We start from the raw sequence: 8,800 nt of genomic DNA, 5'->3' as shown, positions 1-8,800 counted from the left end.
TTCGGGGAGTTAGGCGTGTTGGGCGTGTTCGGGGTGTTGGCGCCGCCACCACCGGGGGTGTTCGGGGAGTTAGGCGTGTTGGGCGTGTTCGGGGTGTTGGCGCCGCCACCACCGGGGGTGTTCGGGGAGTTAGGCGTGTTGGGCGTGTTCGGGGTATTGGCGCCGCCACCACCCGGGGTGTTCGGGGTATTGGGGGTGTTCGGCGTGTTCGGCGTGTTGATCCTGCACTTGGCCTTGTTGTGCTTGCACTTCGTCGTTACGTGATCCACTGTGGTCTGTGCCGTCTGCGGGGCCGGCGCGGCCATGGCGGAGGCCGGCAGAACGATACCGGCCGACAGTGCCGCAGAGGCGGCGGCCAGTACGATACGGCGGGTGTGAGAACGCTTCATCATCGGATTCTCCATTCGTTTTGCGGGGGATTCATGCCGTCCCGCGATCCAAGGTGGCTATATCTCTGGCCCCGTATGGTCCGGAATGTTTTTCCGGTGAGGGCGTGGTTCAAGTAAAGCCTGCGAATAAAGCTGGTGTCATGTAACCGAAAGTCGTGCCTTGACGCCGTGGGCTGCTCTTGATATGAGCCGCAGCCTCGATCGGACGGGTTCCAGAGGGCCGCAGGGGCATCCGCGCGTCGGTTTCGGCGCGCAGTCCGCAGCCGAGGCTCAAGACGCGGCATCGGGTGAAACCACGCGCAGGGACATGCCCGGCCCTGAGGTACGGGCCCCGGTTCCCTTCCGCCAGCCGTGCCGTGGAAGTGGCCAGGCGAGGGTGGAGGAGGCTGGCGGTGCCGTGACGACGGCTGCACAGCGCCAGCACGCGGCGAGGCTCCGGCGGCGGTGTGCGGGCAGCGGGCACGAGGGCTTCCCCCGGCGAAGCCCGGCCGCAGACCGCCCCGGGCGCCGGCCCCCTGCCGTCCTCGCACCCGGGATGCCGGTCTCCGGCAGCTGCCTTGCGGATCCGCAACCCCGGCGCTCGGCGTCGGCGACCGGGCCGGGCCGTCCCATCAGCACGCGGCCGGGGCCCGAAAAGGGGCCCTGGACCCGCGAGGCACTCGGCCGGTCCCGCGGCGGACTGAGCATGAAGATCCACCTCGCCTGCGACGGCCGCGGACGCCCCCTCGCGTTCACGAGCACCGGCCGGCCCCGAACCCGCCCCCGGCGGGTGGTCGGCGACAAGGGCCACTCGTCCCGGAAGATCCGCGCCTACCTGCGCAGGCGCGGCGTCGCCTCCACCATCCCCGAACGAATCGGCCAGATCAGCGGCCGCCCACGACGAACGAGCCCGCCACTACAACGCCACGCCAGGACGATCCGGTCGGGAAGAAGTGCAGGCGGAACCGGGGGTGGACCGAGCAGCCACTTCTTGATGTCCGGTGTTTTGTGGGTGGCCTAGTTGTCGCAGATCAGATGGACGTCCAGGCCGGCCGGTACTTCTTTGTCGAGCTTGACCAGGAACTTCTTGAACTCCTCGGCGCGATGCCTGCGGTGCGGGGAGCCGATCACCTTGCCGCGCGCCACGTTGCGGGCACCAAACAGGGTGGTTGTGCCGGTGCGGACGTGGTCGTGCGTTGACCGCTCCGGGACCCCTGGCATCATCGGCGGCACCGGACGGCCGCATCCTTGTTCGAGGCGCCCTCGGCGCAGGCCAGGATATGAACAGAACTCAAGGCTCAGAAGACTAGGACGCCTGGCAGAAGCCGTTGGTGTCCTGCCAGAACTGGTAGAGGTCGCGGCCACAGTAGGCCTCCAGCTCGCTCACGCCCAGGGCGGACAGCACGCCGTACACCGCGTCGAAGAAGTACGCGTTGATCTCCGGGATCCACAGCAGCGCGAACACGGCCAGCAGGCCGAACGGCGCCAGCGGCGCCACCTCGCGGCGGATCCGGTGGGAGAGCCAGGGCTCGATGATGCCGTAGCCGTCCAGGCCCGGAACCGGCAGGAAGTTCAGGATCGCCGCCGATACCTGGAGCAGCGCCAGGAAGCCCAGCGCGAAGCGGAACGGGATCGGGACCCCGTCCAGGGCGTTCAACCAGAACGGGGCCGTGCAGACGGCCGCGAACGCGACGTTCGTCAGCGGCCCGGCAGCCGAGATGAGGCTGTGCCGCCACCGGCCCTCGATCCGGTCGCGCTCGATGTACACCGCGCCGCCGGGGAGACCCAGTCCGCCCATGATCACGAAGAGGACGGGCAGGACGATGCTGAGCAGCGCGTGCGTGTACTTGAGGGGATTCAGCGTCAGGTAGCCCTTCGCGCCGACGCTGAGGTCGCCGCTGTGCAGGGCGGTGCGGGCGTGCGCGTACTCGTGCAGGCACAGGGAAACGATCCAGGCCGCCGTGACGAAGAGGAAGACCGCCAGACCGGTGCTGGTCGAGTAGCCCGTCCACACGGCCCACCCCGTCACCGCCATGACGGCGAAGATGCCGAGGAACACCGGACTGATCTGCCGGTCGCCGCGGTCGTGAGTGCGGTGGTGGCTACGGTTCTGACTGCCCTGGGGACCCATACGGCGAACCTATCCCGGAGGCGGCGCCCGGGGGAGCTCCGGGCCGGAGACAATGGGCCGGTGCGTTACGCGATGCTCGGCACCACCCAGGCCATCCGCGACGACGGGAGCACCGTACCCGTCGGCGGTGCGCGGCTGCGCGCGCTCCTGACCGCGCTCGCGCTGCGGCCGGGGCGGGCGGTGCCGGCGGCCTCGCTGATCGAGGAGGTCTGGGACGGCGACCCGCCGGCGGACGGCCCCGCGGCGCTCCAGGCCCTCGTGGGGCGGCTGCGGAGGGTGCTGGGGCGCGAGGCGGTGGGGTCCGGGGAGGGCGGCTACTGGCTCGTCGCCGGTCGGGACGACATCGACCTGTACCGCTTCGAGCGTCTGACGCGGGCGGCGGCGCAGGCCTCCCCGGCGGAGGCGGCCGCCCTGTTCGACGAGGCCCTGGCCCTGTGGCGGGGCGAGCCGCTGAGCTCCCTGCCGGGTTCCGGGCCGGAGGCCGCCCGCTGGGAGGCGCTACGGCTGGACGCGCGCCGGGGCCGCCTGGACGCGGCGCTGGCGCTGGGGGAGGCCGAGCGGGTCCTGCCGGAGCTGACCGCGCTGTGCGCGGGGCTGCCGCTGGACGAGCCGCTGCAAGCCCTCCGCATCCGGGCGCTGCGCGACGCGGGCCGCCCGGCGGAGGCGCTGGCCGCTTACGACGAGGTCCGCCGGGACCTGGCCACCCGCCTGGGCACCACCCCGGGCCCCACCCTCCGCACCCTCCACACGGCCCTGCTGACCCCCCTGCCCCCCACACCGTCCGACACGCCGCGCCGCGCCCCGACGGCCGGATCCGGGCCGCTTCCCCCGGCCCCGAGCGGTCCGGTCCGGTCCGGTCCGACTGCCGCAACCGCCCAGTCGGAGCCCCTCCCCGGGACCGCCCGGACCGACCGGCAACCCACCCGGCCCGCGCAGCCCGACCCCGGTCCCGACGGCGTACCCGGCCACCCCGCCGCCACGCCGCCGGACCGAGCGAACCCGGGCGGGCCTGCCGCGCCTGCCGGGACCACACCGGTCCCTGCCGGGACTACACCGGTCCCTGCCGGGACCACCCCAGGTCCCAACACCGCCCCGACCGGTCCCGGCGTGCCCGCCGGGATGCCAAGTGGCTCCGCCACCCCGACCGGTCCCGGCGCGCCCGGGACGAGCCTCAGCCCCGGCGGCCGGCCCACCACCCCGGCCGAGCCGCACGGGTCCCCCTCGGTGCCGTCCGGGGCCGGGCCCCACCCTGCTGCGCTGCCCGGGACCACCGCCGCGGTCCCGTCGGGTCCAGACCGGACGGACGCCGGCTACCCGGCCGGACCTGCCGGAGCGGACTCCGACCACACCGCCGGGCCCGGGCCGTCGGCCGGTCCGGGGACCGGTGACCCCTACGCAGCCGAGCCGTCGACCGGGGCGGGGGCTGTTCCGCCCGGACCGGGTGCGGGCAATCTGCGGATGCGGCTGACCACCTTCGTCGGGCGGGAGGATGACATCCGGGTCATCGGCGACGACCTCGCCCGGGCCCGGCTCGTCACCCTGCTCGGACCCGGCGGCGCGGGCAAGACCCGGCTGTCGCAGGAGGCCGCCGAGGCCCACGCACGGGCCGGCCGCGGCACGCCGGACGCACGCCCCGCCACCCCGGAGCACCCGTCGGCCGACTACGCCTCCACCGCCGGCGCGCACTCAGGGCCCTCCTCCGAGGGCTCCGCCCCCGGCAGCACTGCCACGGCCGCCAAGGGGCCCGGCCATGCCCCCGGCGGCTCCGGCCCCGCCCCGGTTGCCCCCCGTCCCACCGCCGGCGGCACCGGCTTCGCCCCGGCCTGGGCCGACGGGGTGTGGTTCGTGGAGCTGGCTCCCGTGGACGATCCGGAGGACGTCGCCGAGGCCGTGCTCCTCGCGCTCGGGGCTCGGGAGACCAAGCTGCGCGCCGGCTCCCCCGAGGAGATGCGGGTGCTCACCGAGCGCGGGGACCACCCCCTCGATCGCCTCGCAGAGCATTGTGCGCGGCGCCGGATGCTGCTGATCCTCGACAACTGCGAGCACGTCGTCGACGCCGCCGCCCGCCTCGCGGAGGAAGTGCTCGCGCGCTGCCCCGGCGTACAGATCCTGGCCACCAGCCGCGAACCCCTCGGCGTGCCGGGGGAGACCCTGCGCCCGGTGGAACCCCTGCCCGACCCCGTCGCGCTGCGGCTGCTCGACGACCGCGGGGCCGCAGCCCGGGCCGGGTTCAGCGTCGACGACGACCCGGCCGCCGCCGTGGAGATCTGCCGCCGGCTCGACGGGATGCCGCTCGCCATCGAGCTGGCCGCCGCCCGGCTGCGGCTGCTCACCCCACGCCAGATCGCCGACCGGCTGGATGACCGCTTCAGGCTCCTGACCGGCGGCTCGCGCACCCACCTCCCCCGCCAGCAGACCCTGCGCGCGGTGGTCGACTGGTCCTGGGACCTGCTCGACGAGCCCGAACGGGCCGTCCTGCGCCGGCTGTCCGTCTTCGCCGGCGGCTGCGACCTCGACGCCGCCGAGGCCGTCTGCACCGACGACGCCGAGGGCCTCGACGCCGCCGACCTCCTCGGCTCCCTCGTCGACAAGTCCCTCGTCGTCGCCGCCCCCGACAGCGCCGGCAGCGGCATGCGCTACCGCCTCCTGGAGACCGTCGCCGAGTACGCCACCGAGCGGCTCGCAGAGGCCGGCGACGACCGCGACGCCACCGAGCGGCGCCACCTCACCCACTACCGCGAACTCGCCCGCACCACCGAGCCGCTGCTCCGCCGCCACGGCCAGCGCGAGGCCGCCGACCGGATCATCACCGAGTACGAGAACCTCCGTACGGCCATGCGCCGGGCCGTCGCCCTCAAGGACGCCGGCGAAGTGCTCTGCCTGCTGCACTCCCTCGTCTGGTACTGGCAGATGCACGACCTGCGGACCGAGCTCCGCCACTGGTCCGCGGCCGCCGCGGCCCTGGGCCCCGACCCCTTCGCCGAGCCCGTCGTTCCCGCCGAGCCCGTCTACGCACGGGTCGTCGACACGCCCCCGCCGTACGAGGGCGAACTGCTCACCGAGGCGTGGCGCGGCATCCAGATCATGTGCCTGGCCGCCCAGGACCAGGCCGATGTCAGCTGGTCCAGCCCGGAGATCCGCACCCGGGTCGACGGCATGCTCGCCGCCTACCGTCCGGGCCTGCCGCAGACCTGCGTGGCCCCCGGGGTCCTGTGGATCTACGCCGTGATGATCGCGGGGGACCCGGTCCTGCTCCGCGAGGCCATCGAGGAGACCGTCGAGACCGCCCGCGGGCTGGGCTACCGCTGGGAGCTCGCCTCCGCCCTCCAGCTGCGCGCCAACGTGCTGGCCAACCGCGCGGACTGGGCCGGCGACGCCGCCCGCGACGCCGAGGAGAGCCTGGCCATTTTCCGCGAGCTCGGCGACGATTGGGGCTGCGCCGAGGCGCTCTCCGCCCGCGCCGAGGCCCGGGAGAAGCACGGTGAGTACGGCTTGGCCGCCGAGGACTTCCGCGCCGCCATCGAGCACGCCCGGCGGCTCGGCGCGCAGGCCCAGGTCGCGGTCCTGCAGGTGCGGATGGCCGGGACCCTCGTCGAGGACGGCCACGTCGAGGAGGCGGAGCGGTTGCTCACCGAACTGCTCCCCGCGGTCCAGCACGTCGGCAACGAGGCCAGACCCGCCGCCCGGATGTTCCTCGCCGGGGTGTACGGCCGCACCGGCCGCACCGAGGAGGCCCGCGCGCAGCTCGAGTCCCTGCGCGAGGAGTTCTCCTTCGGCGCGTACGCCGTCTTCGACGGGTTCGTGCTCGGCACGATGGCCTGGCTCGACAACCAGGAGGGCAAGTACGAGGACGCGCTCGTCCTGCTCCGGCAGGCCATCGAGTCCGTGCAGGACCCGCTCGCCCTGCTGATGGCCCCCCAGCTGCCGGCCGTCTACCTGCTCACCGCGGCCCTCTCGCACGCCGGAGTCGGCGGCCCGCAGCGGTCGTACGAGGCTGCGCGGCTGATCGGCGCCTACGGCGCCCAGCTGCCGCCCCGGCACTTCCCGGTCACCACCGAGCGGGCCGACCTGGAGCAGGCCGAGGGCCTGGCCCGGGCGGCGCTCGGCGACGCCGCGTACGAGGCGGCGTACGCCGAAGGCGGCGGCCTCACCCTGGAGGAGGCCACCGCCCTCGTCTGACCCGACCCGTACTGGGGTCCGCCCGGGACGCGATCCGGAACGGACCGGTCCGGGGATCAGGTCTTCTGGCGGAACTTCCGCACGGCGAGCGGCATCGTCACCAGCGTGATGCCGACCGACCAGGCCAGCGTGATCCACACGGAGTTGCCGAGTGGGGTCCCGTTGATCAGGGAGCGGGCCGCGTCGGCCAGGTTGGACAGCGGGTTGACGTCGGTGAAGCTCTGCAGCCAGCCGGGCATCGTCGTCGGCGGGGCGAAGATCGAGCTGCCGAACTGCAGCGGCATCAGGACCAGCATCGCCATGCCCTGGACCGCCTGGGGGGTCTTCATGGTGAGACCCAGCAGGATGAAGATCCACATCAGCGAGGAACCGAAGACCGCCGAGAGCCCGATGGACAGGAACAGGTCCAGTATCGAGCCCTTGATGGATAGGCCGAGCAGGAAGCCCATGCCGAGCAGGATCGCGATGGCCACCATCATCCGGCCGAGCTCGACCACGATCTTGGCGATGAGGACCGAGGAACGGGCGATGGGCATGGACCGGAAGCGGTCCATCACGCCCTTCTTGAAGTCGTCGTTGACCCCGGTGCCCACCCCCATGGCGATGTTCATGCCCATCATCGCCATCAGGCCCGGGACCACGTAGTTGACGTACTCGCCCTGGTTGCCCTTGCCGGAGATCGCGCCGCCGAAGACGAAGACGAACAGCAGAGTGAAGATGATCGGCATGAACAGGACGTCGAACATCGACTCCGGGTCCTGCTTGATCTGCAGGACGTTGCGCCGTGCCAGGGCGCCGATGTGGCGCAGGTTTCCCCGCAGGCCGATCCGGCCCTCGTCCGCGAGGACGGGCCCGCCGGCCGGGGCGGCCGCGGTGGGGCTGGGCTTCGTCGTGGTTACGGTGCTCATGCCGCGACCTCCTCGGTCTGCTGGTTGGGGATGGAGTCCTCGACGGTGGGCTTCTGTCCGGTGATGGACAGGAACACCTCGTCCAGGCTGGGCAGGTAGGTGCTGATGTCGGAGATCCCGTACCCGCGGGCCGCCAGCAGGCCCACCACGGCGGTCAGCTGCTCGTCGGCCAGGATCGGCACCAGCAGGGCGCCCTCGTCCGGGACGGCCTGGGAACCGGACACCCCGTCCAGACCGGCCTCGGCCAGGGAGCGGGCCATGCCCGGCAGGTCGGTCGGGTCGGTGGGGCGGATCCGCAGGGTCCGGCCGCCGACGCGGGCCTTCAGCTCGTCGACCTTGCCGTTGGCGATGACCTTGCCCTTGTCGATGACCGTCAGCTCGCTGGCGAGCTGCTCGGCCTCCTCCATGTACTGGGTGGTGAGCAGAACGGTGGCCCCCTCGGCGACCATCCGCTGCACCTCGTCCCACACCTCGTTGCGGGTGCGCGGGTCCAGACCGGTGGTCGGCTCGTCCAGGTACAGCACGGCCGGGCTGCCGATCATCGAGGCGGCCAGGTCGAGCCGGCGCCGCATGCCGCCGGAGTAGGTCATCACGGCCTTCTTGGCGGCGTCCGTGAGGGAGAACCGCTCCAGCAGCTCGTCCGCGCGGCTGCGGGAGTCCTTGCGGGACAGGTCCAGCAGCCGGCCGATCATGTAGAGGTTCTCCCAGCCGGAGAGCTTCTCGTCGACCGAGGCGTACTGGCCGGTCAGGCCTATGGTCCGGCGCAGCTGCCGCGGCTGGCGGACCACGTCGAAGCCGGCGACCCGGGCGCTGCCGGCATCGGGGGTGATCAGGGTGGAGAGGATGCGCACCAGGGTGGTCTTGCCCGCGCCGTTGGGGCCGAGGACCCCGAGCACGGTTCCCTCGCGGACATCGAGGTCCACACCGTCGAGGGCTTTGGTCTCGCCGTAGTGCTTGACCAGCCCCCGGACCTCCACGGCGTTCGAGCCGTTCAGGGGATTCTTGTCGTTTCGCGTCATGTCCACCATGGGACCAGACGGCACTGACAACCCACCGACAAACAACCGACAGGCGACCGACGGCGAATCGACAGCCGACCGACAAATCAACCGGGGCACCAGCCGGGGCACCAGCCGGGGCATCGGCGGGGGCATCGGCGGGGGCACCGACCGGGCACCGACCGGCCCCGGCCGGCACCGCACCTGTCGGTGCGG

At 72.8% G+C, this 8,800-nt stretch carries 5 protein-coding genes and 2 pseudogenes; 2 read left to right on the top strand and 5 right to left on the bottom strand.

Translation table 11 applies throughout. The annotated features are described in order from the left end of the window. Positions 1–392 (bottom strand): hypothetical protein (locus tag ACFVX6_RS40140; RefSeq protein WP_389699531.1); only part of this gene is annotated, 392 nt, incomplete at its 3' end. A gap of 603 nt (positions 393–995) precedes the next feature. On the opposite strand from ACFVX6_RS40140, the pseudogene ACFVX6_RS40135 reads away from it, so the two are divergent. Next, positions 996–1,272: pseudogene (locus ACFVX6_RS40135) on the top strand (IS5/IS1182 family transposase); the annotation flags it as partial. 25 nt (positions 1,273–1,297) lie between these two features. On the opposite strand, the pseudogene ACFVX6_RS40130 reads toward ACFVX6_RS40135, so the two are convergent. Together ACFVX6_RS40130 and ACFVX6_RS40125 are read right to left on the bottom strand one after the other, a co-directional pair. Continuing rightward, positions 1,298–1,607, bottom strand: a pseudogene (locus ACFVX6_RS40130) (transposase); the annotation flags it as partial. Between the two features lie 67 nt (positions 1,608–1,674). Next, entirely contained in the window at positions 1,675–2,499 is an 825-nt protein-coding gene (locus ACFVX6_RS40125) for a site-2 protease family protein (RefSeq protein WP_389699530.1), read from the bottom strand. A gap of 60 nt (positions 2,500–2,559) precedes the next feature. Between ACFVX6_RS40125 and ACFVX6_RS40120 the strand changes: the two genes are divergently transcribed. Further along, complete coding sequence (locus ACFVX6_RS40120) at positions 2,560–6,678, top strand: BTAD domain-containing putative transcriptional regulator (protein ID WP_389699529.1); 4,119 nt, start codon at positions 2,560–2,562, stop codon at positions 6,676–6,678. Positions 6,679–6,734: 56 nt separating this feature from the next. On the opposite strand, the gene ACFVX6_RS40115 is transcribed toward ACFVX6_RS40120, so the two are convergent. Then, complete coding sequence (locus tag ACFVX6_RS40115; RefSeq protein WP_389699528.1) at positions 6,735–7,586, bottom strand: ABC transporter permease; 852 nt, start codon at positions 7,584–7,586, stop codon at positions 6,735–6,737. Continuing rightward, on the bottom strand, positions 7,583–8,614 hold the full coding sequence (locus ACFVX6_RS40110) for an ATP-binding cassette domain-containing protein (RefSeq protein WP_389699527.1): 1,032 nt from the start codon (positions 8,612–8,614) through the stop codon (positions 7,583–7,585). Before ACFVX6_RS40110 ends, ACFVX6_RS40115 begins: the two co-directional genes overlap by 4 nt. Between the last annotated feature and the right edge of the window lie 186 nt (positions 8,615–8,800).

Origin of the sequence: Streptomyces sp. NPDC058289 (assembly GCF_042880975.1) — a bacterium.
Taxonomy (GTDB): domain Bacteria; phylum Actinomycetota; class Actinomycetes; order Streptomycetales; family Streptomycetaceae; genus Streptomyces; species Streptomyces stoeckheimensis.
The sequence above is the reverse complement of the archived record's forward strand: the minus strand, read 5'-3'. Positions and strand labels throughout refer to the sequence as shown.

Excerpts from the sequence above, each read along its gene's own strand:
- ACFVX6_RS40125 (WP_389699530.1), bottom strand. The coding sequence starts at position 2,499 with ATGGGTCCCCAGGGCAGTCAGAACCGTAGCCACCACCGCACTCACGAC.
- ACFVX6_RS40110 (WP_389699527.1), bottom strand. The coding sequence starts at position 8,614 with ATGGTGGACATGACGCGAAACGACAAGAATCCCCTGAACGGCTCGAAC.
- ACFVX6_RS40115 (WP_389699528.1), bottom strand. The coding sequence starts at position 7,586 with ATGAGCACCGTAACCACGACGAAGCCCAGCCCCACCGCGGCCGCCCCG.